Origin of the sequence: Brevibacterium senegalense (assembly GCF_000285835.1) — a bacterium.
GTDB lineage: Bacteria > Actinomycetota > Actinomycetes > Actinomycetales > Brevibacteriaceae > Brevibacterium > Brevibacterium senegalense.
Map to the genome: position 1 here is coordinate 183,938 of NZ_HE978605.1, position 16,905 is coordinate 200,842.

Annotated in this window: 16 protein-coding genes; 3 read left to right on the top strand and 13 right to left on the bottom strand. The window is 72.0% G+C overall.

Going from position 1 to position 16,905, the window contains the following annotated elements; all coding sequences use genetic code 11:
* The 8 genes from HGBR_RS17640 to hpt form a co-directional block, all read right to left on the bottom strand.
* Window positions 1–670 (bottom strand): PH domain-containing protein (locus HGBR_RS17640; RefSeq protein WP_147522460.1); only part of this gene is annotated, 670 nt, incomplete at its 3' end.
* A gap of 131 nt (window positions 671–801) precedes the next feature.
* Window positions 802–1,284: a PH domain-containing protein gene (locus HGBR_RS11520; RefSeq protein ID WP_019159493.1), complete on the bottom strand. Its 483-nt coding sequence runs from the start codon at window positions 1,282–1,284 to the stop codon at window positions 802–804.
* Window positions 1,281–1,787 carry a DUF3180 family protein gene (locus HGBR_RS11525; protein ID WP_019159494.1) on the bottom strand — a complete coding sequence of 169 codons (507 nt, stop codon included), beginning with the start codon at window positions 1,785–1,787 and terminating at the stop codon, window positions 1,281–1,283. Before HGBR_RS11525 ends, HGBR_RS11520 begins: the two co-directional genes overlap by 4 nt.
* Entirely contained in the window at window positions 1,784–2,836 is a 1,053-nt protein-coding gene (gene folK, locus HGBR_RS17645) for a 2-amino-4-hydroxy-6-hydroxymethyldihydropteridine diphosphokinase (RefSeq protein ID WP_019159495.1), read from the bottom strand. The genes HGBR_RS11525 and folK overlap by 4 nt, the downstream gene beginning before the upstream one ends.
* Window positions 2,837–2,855: 19 nt before the next feature.
* Window positions 2,856–3,725 carry a dihydropteroate synthase gene (gene folP, locus HGBR_RS11535; RefSeq protein WP_019159496.1) on the bottom strand — a complete coding sequence of 290 codons (870 nt, stop codon included), beginning with the start codon at window positions 3,723–3,725 and terminating at the stop codon, window positions 2,856–2,858.
* On the bottom strand, window positions 3,722–4,288 hold the full coding sequence (gene folE, locus HGBR_RS17650) for a GTP cyclohydrolase I FolE (protein ID WP_019159497.1): 567 nt from the start codon (window positions 4,286–4,288) through the stop codon (window positions 3,722–3,724). Before folE ends, folP begins: the two co-directional genes overlap by 4 nt.
* Window positions 4,285–6,345: an ATP-dependent zinc metalloprotease FtsH gene (ftsH, locus tag HGBR_RS11545; protein ID WP_019159498.1), complete on the bottom strand. Its 2,061-nt coding sequence runs from the start codon at window positions 6,343–6,345 to the stop codon at window positions 4,285–4,287. Before ftsH ends, folE begins: the two co-directional genes overlap by 4 nt.
* Before the next feature lie 90 nt (window positions 6,346–6,435).
* Window positions 6,436–6,987, bottom strand: a complete 552-nt coding sequence (gene hpt / locus HGBR_RS11550) for a hypoxanthine phosphoribosyltransferase (protein WP_019159499.1) — start codon at window positions 6,985–6,987, stop codon at window positions 6,436–6,438.
* Between the two features lie 156 nt (window positions 6,988–7,143).
* Between hpt and HGBR_RS11555 the strand changes: the two genes are divergently transcribed.
* Window positions 7,144–8,091 carry a DUF368 domain-containing protein gene (locus tag HGBR_RS11555; RefSeq protein WP_019159500.1) on the top strand — a complete coding sequence of 316 codons (948 nt, stop codon included), beginning with the start codon at window positions 7,144–7,146 and terminating at the stop codon, window positions 8,089–8,091.
* Between the two features lie 5 nt (window positions 8,092–8,096).
* Here the strand turns inward: HGBR_RS11555 and tilS are convergent, their stop codons facing one another.
* Genes tilS through dacB form a run of 3 tightly spaced genes read right to left on the bottom strand, consistent with a single transcriptional unit; the run spans window position 8,097 to window position 11,880 of the window.
* Window positions 8,097–9,269 (bottom strand): tRNA lysidine(34) synthetase TilS, encoded by a 1,173-nt coding sequence (gene tilS / locus HGBR_RS17655; RefSeq protein ID WP_019159501.1) that lies wholly within the window; start codon window positions 9,267–9,269, stop codon window positions 8,097–8,099.
* Window positions 9,270–9,280: 11 nt separating this feature from the next.
* A complete protein-coding gene (locus HGBR_RS17660; protein ID WP_019159502.1) occupies window positions 9,281–10,399 on the bottom strand; it encodes a zinc-dependent metalloprotease in 1,119 nt (372 codons plus the stop codon).
* A 14-nt stretch (window positions 10,400–10,413) separates the two neighbouring features.
* The gene (gene dacB / locus HGBR_RS17665; RefSeq protein WP_019159503.1) at window positions 10,414–11,880 is read right to left on the bottom strand and encodes a D-alanyl-D-alanine carboxypeptidase/D-alanyl-D-alanine endopeptidase; all 1,467 of its coding nucleotides are present in this window, start codon (window positions 11,878–11,880) and stop codon (window positions 10,414–10,416) included.
* Window positions 11,881–11,965: 85 nt separating this feature from the next.
* Between dacB and HGBR_RS11575 the strand changes: the two genes are divergently transcribed.
* Together HGBR_RS11575 and HGBR_RS11580 are read left to right on the top strand one after the other, a co-directional pair.
* Window positions 11,966–12,451, top strand: coding sequence for an inorganic diphosphatase (locus tag HGBR_RS11575; protein WP_019159504.1), 486 nt, complete (start codon window positions 11,966–11,968; stop codon window positions 12,449–12,451).
* 122 nt (window positions 12,452–12,573) lie between these two features.
* On the top strand, window positions 12,574–13,215 hold the full coding sequence (locus HGBR_RS11580; RefSeq protein WP_019159505.1) for a VOC family protein: 642 nt from the start codon (window positions 12,574–12,576) through the stop codon (window positions 13,213–13,215).
* A gap of 61 nt (window positions 13,216–13,276) precedes the next feature.
* Here HGBR_RS11580 and HGBR_RS11585 read toward each other — a convergent pair whose 3' ends face one another.
* Both HGBR_RS11585 and HGBR_RS21040 read right to left on the bottom strand, forming a co-directional pair.
* Window positions 13,277–14,161, bottom strand: a complete 885-nt coding sequence (locus HGBR_RS11585; protein ID WP_019159506.1) for a CPBP family intramembrane glutamic endopeptidase — start codon at window positions 14,159–14,161, stop codon at window positions 13,277–13,279.
* A gap of 5 nt (window positions 14,162–14,166) precedes the next feature.
* A complete protein-coding gene (locus HGBR_RS21040) occupies window positions 14,167–16,890 on the bottom strand; it encodes an efflux RND transporter permease subunit (RefSeq protein WP_019159507.1) in 2,724 nt (907 codons plus the stop codon).
* Window positions 16,891–16,905: the final 15 nt, after the last annotated feature.

The window sequence follows — 16,905 nt, forward strand, 5'->3', positions numbered from 1 at the left end:
GGTCCCCCGCCGCCGAGGTCGCACCGGCTCCCGCTGCTGACCCGGCACCCTGCGGGGCCGGGTGTCCGGCGGGCCCATCCTGCTGCGGACCTGAGGGGGACTGGCCCGGCTCCTGTCCCTGGCCGGGTCCGGCGCCCGGACCCGCCGCACCGGCCCGGGCGGCACGGCGACCGCGCAGGTGGCCCAGGATCTCCTCGCGCAGGGCCTCCGCGTCCGCACGGGACAGGTACGTGATCGTGATGTTCGAGTCCGAGCCGCCGGCCACATCGAAGACGAGCGAGGCGAGCCCGAACAGGCGCGGGATGAAGGGCAGCGAGATGTCGACGGACTGGACGCGGTCGTGCGCGGCGGACTTCTCGTGCTTCGCGAGGACGCCCGAGCGCAGGTACACGCCCGTCCCGTCGACCCGGAACCGCATGTTGCGCCACGACAGCCACAGCATGAGCAGCACGATGACGACGATCGCGACGAGGCCCGCCACGATCGCGAGGGAGATGAGCGGATGTTCCCGCACGAAGGCGACGAGCGCGCGGAACAGCATGCCCACCCCGCGGCCGGTGCCGCCCATCCGCTCGATCCAGAAGTTCTCCAGCAGCGCCTGCAGGTTCTGCACGAGGATCGCGATGACGACACCCACCGCCGCGACGACGCCCGCGCCTCCTCGCAGCACGGGGGTGAGCCGGTGCACGTGCCGCCAGCCGTCCGGCTGGACCTTCGGCCCGGCGGTCTGAGACGGAGCGCCCGACTGCTGAGGCTGCGGTGGCCGCTGAGGCGGTGGAGGCGGTGGAGGCGGTGGGATGCTCACAGGCCCGCCAGACGTGCGCCGCCGCGGGCGGCGATGGAGTCGCGAAGGGCCTCGGCCTCGGCGCGGGGCAGGCCCGGCAGTGAGGCGTCCGTCGAGGCGGACGCCGTGTGCATCGTGACCGTCGCGAGGCCGAAGGCGCGCATGAGCGGGCCCGCCGTGACCTCGACGTACTGGAGGCGGCCGTACGGGACGACGGTCGTCGCGCGGAACATGATGCCGCGCTGCAGCAGCAGGTCGTGCTCGCGCTCCAGGTAGCCCAGGGCCTTGACCTGGCGGACGACGACGAAGACCTCGATGACCATGCCCACGAGGAACGGGACCACGAGCGCGAAGCCGATGATCGTGACCGGGGTGCTGTCGATGACGAGTCCCACGATCCCCATGACCGCGAACACGAGGATGAGGATGCTCCACCCGATGACGGAGCCCAGCAGGCGCACGCCCGCGAACTTGGGGCTGACGGGATTCAGCTGTCTCATGCGGGTGCCTCCGGTGGGTCGGTCCGGCGCGAGGTGCCCGGATGGTCGTCGTCGAGGGCGCGCGGGTCGTCGGGCGGCAGGGAGCAGAACGACTCGACGATCAGTCCCACGGCCATGAGGATCGCTGCGGACACGGACGCCGCGAGCATACCCATCGCCGCCTCCGTCCGCAGTCCCACGACCGAGGCCAGCAGGTACACCGCCCCGCCCAGGTACCACGCGGTCAGCAGGGCTCCGGCCAGTGCCGCGGCCCGGGCCAGCATCGCGATGCGGGCGGCGCGGATGACGTCGATCTGCGAGGTGCGGTCGCCGTCGCGCCACGCGCGCACGGGCCAGCCCAGCGCCAGCAGCGCTCCGGCCAGCACCAGCATGCCCACGATCGCGGGCCACGGCACGTCCGGCAGCGCGTTGCCCGCCCGCTCCCACACTGCGTGGAAGCCCAGCGAGACGACCAGCCCCGTCCCGCCCCACAGGAGGAGCTGGCCCGGCCGCGTGCGCTTCATTCCCGGTCACCGCCCGCTGCGGACCCCGCGCCCGAGGCCGTGGTCCGGCCCCGCACGTCCGTCGCCGTCCGCCGCACATCGTCCGCGTCCGGCAGCCGGTCCAGCAGTGTGCGGACCGGCTGCGGTCCGGCTGCGGTCTCGAGAGTCGCGTCCGGGTCGAGGTCGGACCACGGGGCCAGGACGAAGGCGCGCTCGTGCGCGCGGGGGTGCGGGAGGGTGAGGACCGGGTCGGTGCTGCGCAGAGCGGCACCGGTGGTCGCATCGACCGCCGCGATGAGGTCGAGGTCGAGCGTGCGCGGCCCCCAGCGGACCTCGCGGGTGCGACCGGCGGACACCTCGACGCCCTGGCACACGGCCAGCAGCTCGCGCGGCGGCAGGGTCGTCTCGACAAGCACGGCGGCGTTGTGGAAGTCCGGCTGCTCGACACCGCCCACCGGTGCGGTCACGTAGATCGGGGACCCGGCCAGCACCGTGATGCGCGGGTGCAGGTCGAGGGCGTGGACCGCAGTCTGCAGAGTCGCCGGGGCGTCGCCCAGGTTCGCGCCCAGGGAGATGACGGCGCGGACGAGGGGGCTCGCAGGGGTCTGGTTCCCGGCTGCGGTAATCCGGCCCTGGGTGGCTGCGGTGCGGCCGGTCGTGCCGGCGCGGGTGCGACGGAGGGTGACGGCGACGTCCGCGAACGCGTGGGTGATGGGGGCCTGGGGCTTGTGGACCGTGACCTCCGCGTCGTCGCACACCTCCAGGCACGCCTCGACGAGCGCACCGGCGAGCGCCTCGATGAGGTCGAAGGGGGGACCCGCGACGATCGCGGCGAGCGTGTCCGCGAGTGTGCCGTAGTCGACGGTGTCCGCCAGATCGTCGCTGGCCGCGGGCCGGGAGAGGTCACGACGCAGGACGGCGTCGACGACGAACTCCTGACCGTCGCGCTTCTCGTGATCGAACACCCCGTGGTGGCCGCGCACCCGCAGGCCGGTCAGTCGGATCTCGTCGATCGGTACCGCGCTGGTGGGCCGTGCCGTGCTGGTGGCCGGTGCCGTGTCGTACTCCATGCCCGTCCCCGCTCCCCCGTCAGTCCCCCGCGGCCCGCACCGCCGCCTGCCGCACCGCGTGGATCGCCTCCACGGCGATGCGCGAGGCCCGCGGCTCATGAACGCGCACCGCCCACGCCCCCGCCTGGGCGGCGAGGACGCTCACGGACGCGGTCGCCGCGTCCCGGTCCTCCAGAGAGGCCGCCGCAGGGTCCTCCGGGGAGACGAGCGAGGCGAGGAACCGCTTGCGCGAGGCCGCGACCAGCAGCGGCAGCCCCTGGTCCGCGAACACGTCGAGGCGGGACAGGATCTCCCAGTTGTGCTCAGCGTTCTTCGAGAACCCCAGCCCCGGATCCAGGATGAGCCGGTCCCGGGCCACGCCCGCCGCACCGGCGGCGTCGACGCGCTCGCGCAGTTCGTCCGCGACCTCACCGACGGTGTCGTCGTAGTGGACCGGCGCGGCCGCGTCGCTCAGGAGTCCGCGCCAGTGCATGAGGACGAGGTCCGCGTCCGTCTGAGCTGCGAGCCCCAGCATGCCGGACTCGGCCTGCCCGGCGGACACGTCGTTGATGATCGAGGCACCGGCCTCCAGCGCGGCGCGTGCGACGGACACGCGCATCGTGTCGATGCTGATGCGCGCACCGTCGCGGGCGAGCTCCCGGATGACGGGCAGCACCCGCTCCAGCTCCACCTCCTCAGAGACGCGGGCGGAGCCGGGGCGCGTCGATTCGCCGCCCACGTCGATGAGGTCCGCCCCCTGCTCCAGCATGTCGATGCCGTGGGCGACGGCCTCTGCGTGCTTGAACCACCGACCGCCGTCGGAGAAGGAGTCCGGGGTGACGTTGAGGACCCCCATGATCTGCGTGCGCTGCGGCACGGATGTCTGCGCTGCGGGATCCACGTCGCTCACCGCCGCAGGATGAGGCTCATGGCCTCGGATCGGGAGGCGGCGTCGCGCAGCTGACCGCGGACGGCGGACGTGATCGTCGACGAGCCGGGCTTCTGCACGCCGCGCATCGACATGCACAGGTGCTCCGCCTCGACGACGACGATGGCGCCGCGGGGCGCCAGGTGCGTCACGAGCGCGTCCGCGATCTGCGTCGTGAGCCGCTCCTGCACCTGGGGGCGCCGGGCGAAGACCTCGACGAGGCGGGCCAGCTTCGACAGTCCCGTCACGCGGCCCTCCGGTCCGGGGATGTAGCCGATGTGCGCCGCACCGTGGAACGGGACCAGGTGGTGCTCGCACGTCGAGTAGAGCGCGATGTCGCGGACCAGGACCATCTCGTCGAAGCCGATGTCGAACTGGACGTCCAGGATCTCCGCGGGATCCTGCGCCAGCCCCGCGAACACCTCCTCGTACGACCGCGCGACGCGTGCGGGGGTGTCGACCAGACCGTCGCGGTCCGGGTCCTCACCCACGGCGAGCAGGATCTCGCGGACCGCGGCCTCGATGCGCGCGTGATCGATCGTCATGCCCGGGGCTCCCGTCCGTCCTCGTCCGTCCGCTGACCGGACGCGCCCGGCGCTTGCGGCGCCTCCGCCTGCGCGGCCTCGTGCGCCCGGGCCTCGGCGACTCGGCGCGCGGCCGGGGCCTCGATGGGCGGGCGGGTGGAGACGGGCCGGTCGCGGCTGGCCAGCCACACAGAACGCGGGTCCCGCTTGACGACGGGGGCGAAGATCTCCGCCAGCTGGGCCTCGTCCAGGGTCTCCTTCTCCAGCAGCTCGTAGGCCAGCGTGTCCAGCACGTCGCGGTTCTCGTTGAGAGCCCAGTACGCGTCCGCGTGCGCGTCGTCGATGAGCGCGCGGACCTCCGCATCGATCGTCGTGAGGGTCGTGTCCGCGTTCGCGTCGTCGGAGCGGCCGCCGCCGGGCTGGCCCATGGGCTCGGAGGAGCCACCGCCCATCTTGACCATGCCCACCCGGTCGCTCATGCCGTACTGGGTCACCATCTTGCGGGCGATCCCGGTGGCCTTCTCGATGTCGTTCGCCGCACCCGTCGTGGGGTCGTGGAAGACGATCTCCTCGGCGACCCGCCCGCCCATCGCGTAGGCCAGCTGGTCCAGCAGCTCGTTGCGGGTCGTCGAGTACTTGTCCTCGCTGGGCATGACCATCGTGTAGCCCAGGGCGCGGCCGCGCGGCAGGATCGTCACCTTCGTGACGGGGTCCGTATCGTTCATCGCCGCCGCGACGAGGGCGTGGCCGCCCTCGTGGTACGCGGTGACCATCCGCTCCTTGTCGTTCATGAGGCGGGTGCGCTTCTGCGGACCCGCGATGACGCGGTCGATCGCCTCGTCGATGATCGTCGAGTCGATGACGGACTGGCCGCCGCGCGCCGTCAGCAGCGCCGCCTCATTCAGCACGTTGGCGAGGTCCGCACCGCTGAAGCCGGGGGTGCGCTTCGCGATCATCGCCAGATCGACGTCGTCGGCCAGCGGCTTGCCCTTCGCATGGACCTCGAGGATCCGGACGCGGCCCTTCATGTCCGGGGCCTCGACCTGGATCTGCCGGTCGAAGCGGCCCGGCCGCAGCAGCGCGGGGTCCAGGACGTCCGGGCGGTTGGTCGCGGCGATGAGGATGACGTTCGTCGTCCCCTCGAAGCCGTCCATCTCGACGAGCATCTGGTTGAGCGTCTGCTCGCGCTCGTCGTGCCCACCGCCCGTGCCGGAACCGCGGTGGCGCCCCACCGCGTCGATCTCATCGATGAAGATGATGCACGGGGAGTTCTCCTTCGCCTCCTTGAAGAGGTCGCGGACGCGGGACGCGCCCACACCCACGTACATCTCCACGAAGTCGGAGCCGGAGATCGAGTAGAAGGGGACCTTCGCCTCGCCGGCGACGGCCTTCGCCAGCAGGGTCTTGCCGGTGCCGGGGGCGCCGTAGAGCAGGACGCCCTTGGGGATCTTCGCACCCACCGCCTGGAACTTCGCGGGCTCGGCCAGGAACTCCTTGATCTCCTCGAGCTCCTCGAGCGCCTCGTCGACGCCGGCCACGTCCGCGAAGGTGACCTCCGGGTTCTCCACGTTCGCCAGCTTCGCCTTGGACTTCCCGATGTTCATGAGGCCGGAGAAGCGGCCGCCGCCCCCGCCCAGCTGGGACAGGAGGAACCAGAAGATCGCGAGGATGATGATGAACGGCAGGAGGTTGAGCAGGAGGCTGGTGATCCACGACTGCTGCGGGACGTCGTCCGTGAAGCCGCCGGGCGGATCCGCCGCGACGACCGCTTCGACGATCTCGTCGCCGCGCTGCTCGACGTAGAAGAACTGGACCTTGTTCCCGTACTCCTTGCCGGCGAACTCGAAGTCGTCGGTGAGGACCAGGTCGACGCGCTGGTCGCCGTCGACGATCTGGGCCTGGTCGACCTTCCCGTCCTCCAGGAGCTGCAGGCCCTGCGCGGTGTCGATCCGCTGGAACCCGGTGCCGCCGGACAGCAGGAACCCCAGCGTGATGAGGACGAGGACCAGCAGCACCCACCCGAACGGCCCGCGGGAGGCCTTCTTGGCGGGTGCGCTGCTGTCTGGGGTGTCTGCCATGGGTCCTCTCAGGGGGCGGTGCTGCGGCCGGCGGCCGGATCACGGGTGCCGGCGGCGGGAGGGGTCCTCACCGCGGGCACGGGGTGCGCGTCAGCTGTAGACGTGCGGGGCCAGGGTCGCGACGAAGGGCACATTCCGGTAGCGCTCCGCGTAGTCGAGCCCGTAGCCGATCACGAACTCGTTGGGCACGTCGAAGCCCACGTACTTCACGTCGATGTCGACCTTCGCGGCCTCCGGCTTCCGCAGCATCGTGCAGACCTCGACGGAGGCCGCGCCGCGGGACTTGAGGTTCGTGAGCAGCCACGACAGGGTCAGGCCGGAGTCGATGATGTCCTCGACGATGAGGACGTGCTGGTCCTTCAGGTCCGTGTCGAGGTCCTTGAGGATCCGCACGACGCCGGACGACTTCGTGCCGGATCCGTAGGAGGACACCGCCATCCAGTCCATCCGGACCTCCGAGTGGAGTGCGCGGGCCAGGTCCGCCATCACCATGACGGCGCCCTTGAGGACGCCCACCAGCAGGAGGTCGCGTCCCTTGTAGTCACGGTCGATGTCCGCCGCGAGCTCCGTCAGCCGATGCTTGATCTGAGCCTCGGTCGCGTGGATCGTCGTGATGTCGTCGCCAAGGTCCTTCTCGTCCACCTGTCACTCCTCATTCACTGCACGTCGTGCGTCGCGGCATCCGGCCGTGCTCCACTCTAGCGCTCCACGACGCGGGCACTGTCTGCCGCCTGCGGCCGCCGCGACCCGGTCCACTAGTCTGCAGGGTGACGACCGCCGCCTGCACGAGGATCCTGCGTGACCAGTCCCACTGATCCGGCCCCGGCCGGCCCCCCGCCCGCCCGCCGACCCCTGACGCTGCTGCCCCTGGACCTGGGGCGCGGCTTCCTCATCGGCCTGACGGAGCTGGTGCCCGGGGTGTCCGGGGCGACGATCGCGCTCATCGTCGGTCTCTACACGCAGCTGCTGCGCTCCGCCCACCACGTCGTGGAGGCGGGGAAGGCGCTGCTGCGCGGCGGCGGCTGGAGCGGGTTCCGCCGGGAGCTGGCCCAGGTCGACTGGCGCCTCATCATCCCGGTCATCGCGGGCATGGGCGGGGCGGTCCTGCTGCTCGCGGGTCCCATCCACCACCTCGTCGAGTCCTATCCGCTCAGCGCGCTGGGCCTCTTCTTCGGCATCGTCCTCGTGGGCATCTCAGCACCCCTGCGCATGGTCCGCTGGTCCGTGCCGCCGGGTGTGGACCTGATCCTGCTGTTCGGCGCCGGCTTCGTCACCGCGTTCGTCCTCACGGGTCTGGGAGGGGGCGGCGATCAGACGGATCCGCACCTGCTCATCGTCTTCCTGGCCGCTGCCGTCGCGATCTGCGCGCTCATCATCCCGGGCGTCTCCGGGTCGTTCCTGCTCCTGGCGATGGGGCTCTACGCCCCCACCCTGCAGGCGGTCAGCGAGCTCGACTTCGTCTACATCGGCGTCTTCGCCGCGGGTGCGGCGACGGGTCTCATCAGCGTCGTCCAGCTGGTGCTGCGCGCCCTCGAGCGCATCCCCCGCTTCACGGTCGTCCTCATGGCGGGGCTCATGGCCGGCTCGCTGCGCGCGCTGTGGCCGTGGCAGGACGAGTCCGCACGGTATTCGACGGGCGACATCGGAGTCCCGCTCCTCTTCATGGTCGTGGGCGCTGCGTTCGTGCTGCTCATGATGGTCCTGGACGCCCGCGCGGCGAAGGCGAACGTCGACAAGCAGGACTAGTCCCCTCAGGCGCCGGCAGCGCGGTGCACGAGCATCCCGCCCGCCCGGCGCACCGTGCCGGCCCCCGGCACGGATGCCTCCCGCCTCCCCGCGCCCGAGGCCGCCGCCACCTCCCGCACATCCCGCACGTGGTCCGCGGTCAGGTCCGAGGCGGGGACTCCGCGCGCCAGCAGCCATGTCCGCACGACGCGCCCGGCCACGGCCGGGCCCAGCTGCGCGAGACTCTCCACCGGAAGAGCCTCCGGCGCAGACGGAGCCTCCCCGGTCGCGACAGCCGAGCCGGTCGGGACAGCCTCTTCGGGTCCACCCGCCGCACCAGTCGGGTCCGCCTCCCCGTCTCCCCCGACCTGGGCGACGACTGCGGCCCAGGCGCGTCCGGCCTCGGCGTCCAGGTGGTCCGCGTCCTCCCGCAGGAGGTCGGCCGTGCGGGCCAGGCCCGCGCGCAGGTCCTGGCCCAGGGACTCCTCGAGGTCGCGCAGGACGTGCCGGGCCCGGACGCGGGCGAAGCGGGAGTCCTCGTTCATGGGATCGTCCCAGGCGCTCAGTCCCTGGGCGCGGACGCTCGCGCGAGTCTGGTCGCGTGTGATTCCCAGGAGCGGACGCAGCACGGTGAGGGGTCCGGCCTCCGTGTCGAGGCGCGTCCGCCCGGCCATCCCGGACAGCGAGCGGGCGCCGGAGCCGCGCAGCAGTCCCAGGAGGACGGTCTCCGCCTGGTCGTCCTGCGTGTGCCCGGTCAGCACGGCTGCGGCACCCGCCTCCTGCGCCGCTCGGGCGAGTGCGGCGTAGCGGGCCGTGCGCGCGGCCGCCTCGAGCCCGCCGGGTGTCCCCGGGGCGACGTCCGCGGTGGCGGCACGCGCGGGCAGGCCCAGCGCGGTGAGGGCCGCGACGGTGTCCCGAGCGACGGCGTCGGAGCCGTCCTGCAGTCCGTGGTCGACGGTCACCGCGAGGAAGCGGGCCTCTCCCCGAGCGCGGAGGAAGGCGGCGGCCGCGGCGAGCGCCAGGGAATCCGCACCGCCGGACACCGCGACGAGGAGGGGCGCGCCGGGCTCGCGCAGCGGGTCCGCGGATCCGTGCACCGTGCCGGACGGCTTCCCGGTGCCGCCGCGCTGCGCCACCACGAGGGCGCGCAGGACTGTCCGGATCCGCGCGGTCGCCGGATCCAGGCGTGGACGGCGCACGGGGGCTCCGCTCACGCAGGGTCCGCTGGGTCCCGGGAGTCACCGGTGTCCCGGGTGTCCGCGGCGTGACCCGCAGACGAGACCCGGTCCAGCCACAGCTGGGGGCGGCCGATCTCCTCCGGGGTCGGCAGCGCCTGCGGTGATTCGAAGACCCGGGCGAGCCCCTCGTGGCCCACCTCGCGCACGACGGCGCGGACGAATGACGCGCCCTCGCGGTACTGGCGCAGCTTCGCGTCCATGCCCAGCAGCCGCCCGATCGCGCCGCCAGGCCCCACACCCGCGTCGCGGCGGTTCTCGAACCGGGCGCGGATCGTGGGGAGACCGGGGATGACGGAGGTGCCCACCGCATCCATGACGACGTCCGCGTGGCCCTCCAGGAGGCTCATGACCGCGACGATCCGGTCGAGGACCTCGCGCGTCTCCGGCCCGGTCAGGACGTCCAGCAGTTCCGTCTCGCCGCGCAGGATCTCCGGCAGGCGGCGGAGGATCGGCCCCAGCGCCATCGGACTCGTGAGGGAGGCGTCCTCCCCCAGCAGCGTCGTGAGCAGCCCGCTCAGGTGATCGCGCAGCCACGGGGCGACGGCGAACTGCATCCGGTGCGTCGACTCGTGCAGCGCGACCCACAGGCGGAAGTCCCGCGGCAGGACGTCCAGGGCGGCCTCCGTCTGCGCGACGGTGGGGGCGACCAGCAGCAGGCGGCCGGAGCCCGCCGGGTGGGGGCCGCCGCCGAACGGGTCGAACTGGCCCAGCACCCGGGTCGAGAGGACCGCCAGCACCGCGGCGGTCTCGAGCGTGTTGGGGATGCGGCCGGACTCCAGTGCGCTGCGGGCCTCCGGCGGCAGCGCGCCGTCGACCATCGCGGTGAGCGACTGGCCGGTCGCCTTCGTCCAGCCCAGGCGGTCGACGACGAGGACCGGTCCCGCGGCCGCCCGGGTGCGGGCGGCGTCGGCCTGCTCCTGCGGCAGGCGCATGACGTCGAGGACGAGGTCGACGGCGGTCTGGGCGGCCTCGCGCAGGTCCGCGACGACCTCGGCGGTCTCCCTCTGGGGCAGGACCGGCCCTCCGGGGACCAGTTCGCGCACGGTCCTCTCCAGCAGCCTCTGATCCAGGATGTCCACCGCGTCGTCCATGTCCCCATCCTGCCTCACGAGCAGCCGCATTCCGCGATGCGCGCCAGCGCGGTGTCGAACGCGACGCGTGCGTCCAGGGAGGTGCCGCGGTCCATCTCGTCGGCCATGAACGAGAAGACGAGCAGCCGGTCGTCCGCGGTGAGGACGGTGCCCGCCAGTGAGCTGACCGTCGCGAGTGAGCCCGTCTTCGCGTGGACGACGCCCGCACCGGCACGGCTCTCGTCGTCGCGGTAGCGCTCGAACAGCGTGCCGGTCAGCCCGCCCACCGGCATCGCGGGAATGAGGAGGGACAGGTCGCCGTCGGCCTGCGCGGACGCCTGGACGATCGTCGTGAGGTCGTGGGCTGAGATCCGGTTGTCGTAGTCCAGGCCGGACGTGTCCTCGAGGGTGATCGAGCCCGTGTCGAGGTCCTGGGCGGCGAGCGCGTCGATGACGGCGGCGGGCGCCTCGTCCGCCGAGGCCTCCCGCCCGGTCGCCAGCGCGACCTCGCGGCCCAGCACCTCGGCGACGACGTTGTCGCTGTTGACCAGCATGAACTCGACCAGCTGGCTGACGGGCGCGGAGTCGACGGAGGCCAGCTCCGTCGCGTCCTGCGGTGCAGCGGCCGGCTCCGCGGCCTCGGCGTCGATGCCCGCGTCCTCCAGGGCGGAGGTGAACGTGTCGACCGCGACGCCGGCGGCGTCCTCGTGCCGGGACGAGTAGCGCTGGCCGGGCTCCTCGAAGGCCGATTCCTGCATGAGCGGCACGATGGGCGTGATGTAGCCGCTGCCGATGTCCGCGCGCTCCCAGCCGGAGTGCCAGCCGTCGCCGGAGTAGCGGCCCAGGTCAGCGGCGACGCGCACGCTCTCCACACCGGCACCGGACAGCTCCTCCGCGGTGCGCTGCGCGAGCGTCGCGAGGCCGGCACGGCCCAGGACCGTGTCCGGGTCGCTCTCGCCCGCGCCCAGCAGCACGTCGCCGCCGCCCACCACGTGGACCACTCCGGAGGCCTCGTCCAGCACCGCCCAGGTCGTGAAGCGAGCGTCCGCGCCCAGAGCGCCCAGGGCCGCAGCCCCCGTGAGGACTTTCGTGACGGATGCGGGGGTCGAGGCGGTCTCCTCGCCCCGGGCCAGCAGGACGTCGCCGGTGAGCGCATCGCGGACGTCGTAGCCCAGGCGACCGGTCAGGTCCGCCTCCTGGAGCACGGGCTCGACGAGTGAGGCGAGGTCCTGCGGCACCGGTGCGTCCTGAGGCAGCGGGGACGGCCCGGCGACGTCCGCGGCTGCTGCGGACGGCCTCGGCAGCGCCTGCACCTCGATGGGCGGCTGGGTGGTGAGGGGGCCGGGGACCGCGTCCGCGGCGTCGAGTGCGCCGTATCCCACGAGCAGCACGGCCAGTCCGCCCGCCCACCAGGCGAGGCCGGTGCGGCGCCTGCGGCGGGCGCGATCTCCGCGGGCGGCGCGGCGGTCGGCGCCCGGGGTGCCGTCAGTGGTGTGGGACACGTCGCCTCCTGCGCGCGGACGGGGGATCGCTCACTATGCTAGGGGAGACGTCCCGCAGCCCAGTCGACCCCTTCAAGGAGAGCACATGGAACTTCTCGCCACCATCGAGATCCCGGCGGGTTCCCGGAACAAGTACGAGATCGACCACGAGACCGGTCGCCTCAAGCTGGACCGGTACCTCCACACCTCGATGCAGTACCCCACCGACTACGGGTACTTCGACGACACCCTGGGCGAGGACGGCGATCCGCTGGACGTGCTGGTGCTGCTGCACGAGTCCGTGGTCCCGGGCTGCCTGGTCGATGCGCGCCCGATCGGCGTCTTCAAGATGGAGGACGAGGCCGGCGGCGACGACAAGGTGCTGGCCGTGCTGGGCGGAGACTCCCGCTTCGACCACATCCAGGACGTGTCGGACATCCCGCAGCACCGCCTCGACGAGATCGAGCACTTCTTCGCCCGCTACAAGGACCTGGAGAAGGGCAAGTTCGTCAAGGGCAGCGAGTGGGCCGGCCGCGAGGAGGCCGAGCGCATCGTGACCGAGTCGATCGAGCGGTTCAAGAACCAGCACTGAGCCGCTCCCCCACCGCACCCCTTCCGGGCGCCCGCACACGCGGGTTCCGGGAGGGGTGCGATGCGTTCGCACTTAGGATGCCCTCACTAAAGAGTTGGCCCGGAATGTGACACTCTGCACACATGCATCTCGATCACGTTTCCTTCGCCGCTGAACACGACGGGCTCGAGGCCACTGCGGCACGACTGGCCGACGCTCTGGGCATCGAGGCCTACGACGGAGGCGTCCACCCGCGCTTCGGCACGCGCAATCTGGTGTTCCCGCTGGCCGGCGGCCACTACCTCGAGGTCGTCGAGCCGCTCGAGCACCCGGCGACCCTGTCCACGCCGTTCGGCCAGGCGGTCCGCGCCCGCAGCGAGATGGGCGGCGGCTGGATGGGCTGGGTCATCCGCGTCGACGAGCTCGCACCGGTCGAGGAGCGCCTGGAGCGCAAGGCCGTCGACGGCAACCGCACGCCGCCCGGGCAGGACGAGGTCGTGTGGAAGCAGATCGGCATCAAGGGGCTCATCGCGGATCCTCAGCTGCCGTACTTCATCCACTGGATCTCCCCGCACGCGCAGCACCCCTCGCAGCTGGGTCCGCGCAACGAGGCCTCCATCTCCGAGATCTCGATCGCCGGCGACCGCGACCGCGTGCGTGACTGGCTGGGCACGGAGGACAGGAAGCCGATCCCGGAGATCGGCATCGACTGGGTCGCGCCCCACGGTGCGCCCGGCATCCAGTCCGTCACCTTCGAGACCGCGCACGGCCCCGTCACGATCTGAGCGGGTCGCTCCCCTGAGCGGAGTCCGCGCCCGGACTCCCGGCCGCCCGGGCCCTCCGGCCTCACCCCGTCGGGTCGACGAGGTGCAGGATCCCCGGGGCGGTGAAGCCCACGACATCGATGATGATGTGCGCCCACACGAACGGCATGACCGCGGAACCGGGTCCGTGCACGCCTGAACCCTGCTGCATGCCTGAACCCTGCTGCATGCCTGAACCCTGCATGCCGCCTGCGCGCGCCCGCTCCCACCGCAGCGCGCACCAGCCGAAGATGAGCCCCATCGCGACGTTGCCCGCGAACGGGCCCACTCCCTGGTACAGGTGGTAGCTGCCGCGCAGCACCGCAAGTGACACGATGACCGTCCACGGCGACCATCCGGCCGCCGCCAGCCGGATCCGCAGGTACCCCATGAGGAGCACCTCCTCGAGCAGCCCGTTCTTCGCCGCCGCCAGCACGAGGACGGGCACGGTCCACCACCGCTCCCCCAGGTTGTCCGTGCTGATCTGCGCTGTCAGCCCCATCCCGCGACCCGCGGCGTAGACGGCGAGCGTGCCCGCACCGATGACGAGGAACAGCAGGACCCCGCGCCCGAGGTCGCGGCCGGCCGTCCGTCCGCCCGCCACTCCCAGCCGGGTGAGGACCGGCGGGAGCCCGGCGCCGCCGGACAGCAGGCGATCGCGGCTGAGCAGGAGCAGGGCCAGTGCCACGGGCACCAGCGCGAAGCCGATCCCCAGCAGCTGATAGGTGAGGTCGAACCAGGGGCGTTCGTTCGCGGAGACATTCAGGTTGGCCTGCGCGTCCGCCAGCGGACCCCGTGACACGAGGTCCAGCAGCCGCACGACCGCGTAGACGCCCGACTCGCCCAGGCTCAGCGCCACGACGACGCCCACCTCGAGGAGCACCTGTCCCCGGGTGAGGGGACGGGTGCTCCGGGAGTCCGACCGCATGTCCGTCAGTGGTCCGCGTCCTCAGCTGTCGACGCGTCCCCCGCCGTCCCCGTGGGGACGGTCGCGGCCGCGCGGTCACGGGTCATGTCGCGGATCTGCCGCTTCTCCTCGCGCCTCTCCTTGACGCCCTCGACCAGCGAATAGAGGACCGGGACGAGGATGAGGGTGAGGATCGTCGAGCTCACGAGTCCGCCGATCACGACGATCGCCAGCGACTGCGACACGAAGAGTCCGCCGCCCGTCAGCCCCATGCCCATGGGGATGAGCGCGAAGATCGTCGCCGCCGCCGTCATGAGGATGGGGCGGTAGCGCAGGCGCGCACCCTGGACGATCGCGGTGCGCAGATCGACGCCGCGGTCGCGGAACTGGTTGATGAGGTCGATGAGGACGATCGCGTTCGTGACGACGACGCCGATGAGCATGAGCAGGCCGATGAGCGCCGTCAGTCCCAGCGGGGTGTCCGTCAGCAGCAGGAGGCCGATGGAACCGGTCGCCGCGAACGGGATGGACACCAGCAGGATGAACGGCTGGATGAGCGAGCGGAACGTCGCGACCATGATGACGAAGACCAGCAGGATCGCGACGAGCATCGCGATGCCCATCTGCAGGAACGCGTCGTTCATCTCCTCCGTCGCACCGCCCAGGTCCGCCTGGACGCTGTCCGGCAGGTCGTGCGCGTCGACCGCCTCCTGCACGTTCGTGCCCACGAGGCCCAGGTCGTCCCCGGCCGGGGTCACGGACACGGTCACGGACCGCAGACCGTCCACGCGGGTGATCGTGGGCGCGGTCGTCTCCTCCGTCACGTCCGCGACGTCGTCCAGCTGGATCGTCTCAGGCTCCGGGGCGACGGGGGCCTGGGGCATGCCCGGCATCTCCGGCGCCGACTGTCCTGCGCCGTCCCCCGCCGCGCCGTCCGTCGACGTGGGCGTCGCCTCGAACTCGAACTCGCGCAGTTCCTGGACGCTGTCGACCTCGCCCTGGAACAGGAGGACGCTGCGGCCCACATCGTCGATGACGAGCTGACCCAGCTGCTGTCCGCGCATCGCGCGGGAGACGAGCTGGCCGATGCTCTGCTCCGTGAGCCCGTACGCGGCGGCCTCCTCGTGGTCGATCGCGACCTCGACGACCGGCTGCACTGCGACGGTGTCGTCCGTGACGGACTGGACCCCGTCCACGTCCGCCAGATCCTCGCTCAGCGCCGCTGCGGCGTCCTCCAGCTGATCGATGTCGTTGCCGGTCAGCCGCACGTCGATCGTGGAGCCCGCGCCCATCGAGGAGGCGGACATCACCTCGATCGTGCCGGCGTCTTCGATCGTGTCGAGCTCCTCCTGCAGGGAGGCGCCCACGGCCTCGGCGTCGGAGCCCTCCTCCAGGTTGACGATGTACTGCGCGGAGGTGCCTCCGGAGCCGCCCATCGAGAACTCGTCGCCGCCGCCGCTGATGCTCACGAGCGACGAGGAGATCTCATCGATGTCCTCCATGACCGCCTCGACCTCGCGCGCCTGCTCCGAGGCCTCCTCGAGGTCCGTGCCCGGCTCGAAGTCCTGGCTGACCTGGATCATGGGCTCGCCCGTGTCGCCCAGCAGCTCGGTCTTGAGCAGCGGGGTCATCGCGAGGGTGCCGGCGAAGACGAGGACCGCGACGAGGAGGACGACCGCGGGGTGGCGCAGCGTCCAGCGGACGACCGGCACGTAGGTCTTCTGCAGGCGGGTGACCGGCTGGTGCATCGCGGCCAGTTCGTCGACCTCCTGCGGCTCGGTGCGATCCGTGCCCACCGCGGGCACGACCGGCAGCTCGCCGGTCGAGCGCCGGCCGGACGGGTTCTCCGGATCGATGGGGCGCTTCGCGGCCTCCTTGCGCTCCTTCCGCCACTGGGCGAGCGTCGTGGCCTTCTCCGACTTCCACTGCTTCTTCTGCGCGCGGGTCAGCTTCGCCTCCTTGCCGCGGCGCGACAGGAACCAGTAGGCGAGGACCGGGACGATCGTGAGGGCGACGAAGAGGGAGGCCAGCAGCGCCAGCGAAGCGGTGAGGGCGAACGGTCGGAACAGTTCGCCCGTCTGTCCGCCCACGAACGCGACGGGCAGGAACACGGCGACCGTCACGAGGGTGGAGGCGGTGATCGCGGTCGCGACCTCCCCCACCGCGGCCCGGATGTTCTCCGCCTTGTCGCCGCCCAGGGAGTGCCGTCGTCGGATCGCCTCGACGACGACGATCGAGTCGTCGACGACGCGTCCGATGCTGATCGTGAGCGCCGCCAGCGTCAGCATGTTGAGCGTGTACCCGGTGGTCCACAGGCCGATGAGGGTGATGAGCAGGGAGACCGGGATGGAGATCGCGGTGATGATCGTGGCGCGCACGCTCAGCAGGAACACGAGGATGATGACGACCGCGAAGCCCAGGCCCAGCAGACCCTCGACCAGCAGGTCCTCGATCGACTGCTCGATGAAGGGCGCCTGGTCGAAGAGAGTCACGAACTCGACGTCGTCGCCCAGCGCCTCCTGGATCTCCGGCAGCGCCTCCTCGACGCCGTGCGAGACCTCGACGGTGTTGCCGTCCGGGGTCTTGAGCACCTGCAGCATGAGCGAGTCCGCACCGTCCGTGCGCGAGACCGAGGTGATCGGGGCCTCCGTCAGCTCGACGTCCGCGACGTCGCGCACGGCCACCGGACCGTCCGCACCGGAGACGATGAGGTCCTCGATCTGCTCGACGGAGGTGAGCCGGCTGCCCACCTCGACGGGGGGCGG

What these genes read in the sequence shown, in the direction of transcription:
- HGBR_RS11520 (WP_019159493.1), bottom strand. Translation starts at nt 1,284, where the DNA reads ATGAGACAGCTGAATCCCGTCAGCCCCAAGTTCGCGGGCGTGCGCCTG.
- HGBR_RS11525 (WP_019159494.1), bottom strand. Translation starts at nt 1,787, where the DNA reads ATGAAGCGCACGCGGCCGGGCCAGCTCCTCCTGTGGGGCGGGACGGGG.
- folK (WP_019159495.1), bottom strand. Translation starts at nt 2,836, where the DNA reads ATGGAGTACGACACGGCACCGGCCACCAGCACGGCACGGCCCACCAGC.
- folE (WP_019159497.1), bottom strand. Translation starts at nt 4,288, where the DNA reads ATGACGATCGATCACGCGCGCATCGAGGCCGCGGTCCGCGAGATCCTG.
- ftsH (WP_019159498.1), bottom strand. Translation starts at nt 6,345, where the DNA reads ATGGCAGACACCCCAGACAGCAGCGCACCCGCCAAGAAGGCCTCCCGC.
- HGBR_RS17660 (WP_019159502.1), bottom strand. Translation starts at nt 10,399, where the DNA reads ATGGACGACGCGGTGGACATCCTGGATCAGAGGCTGCTGGAGAGGACC.
- HGBR_RS11575 (WP_019159504.1), top strand. Translation starts at nt 11,966, where the DNA reads ATGGAACTTCTCGCCACCATCGAGATCCCGGCGGGTTCCCGGAACAAG.
- HGBR_RS11580 (WP_019159505.1), top strand. Translation starts at nt 12,574, where the DNA reads ATGCATCTCGATCACGTTTCCTTCGCCGCTGAACACGACGGGCTCGAG.
- HGBR_RS11585 (WP_019159506.1), bottom strand. Translation starts at nt 14,161, where the DNA reads ATGCGGTCGGACTCCCGGAGCACCCGTCCCCTCACCCGGGGACAGGTG.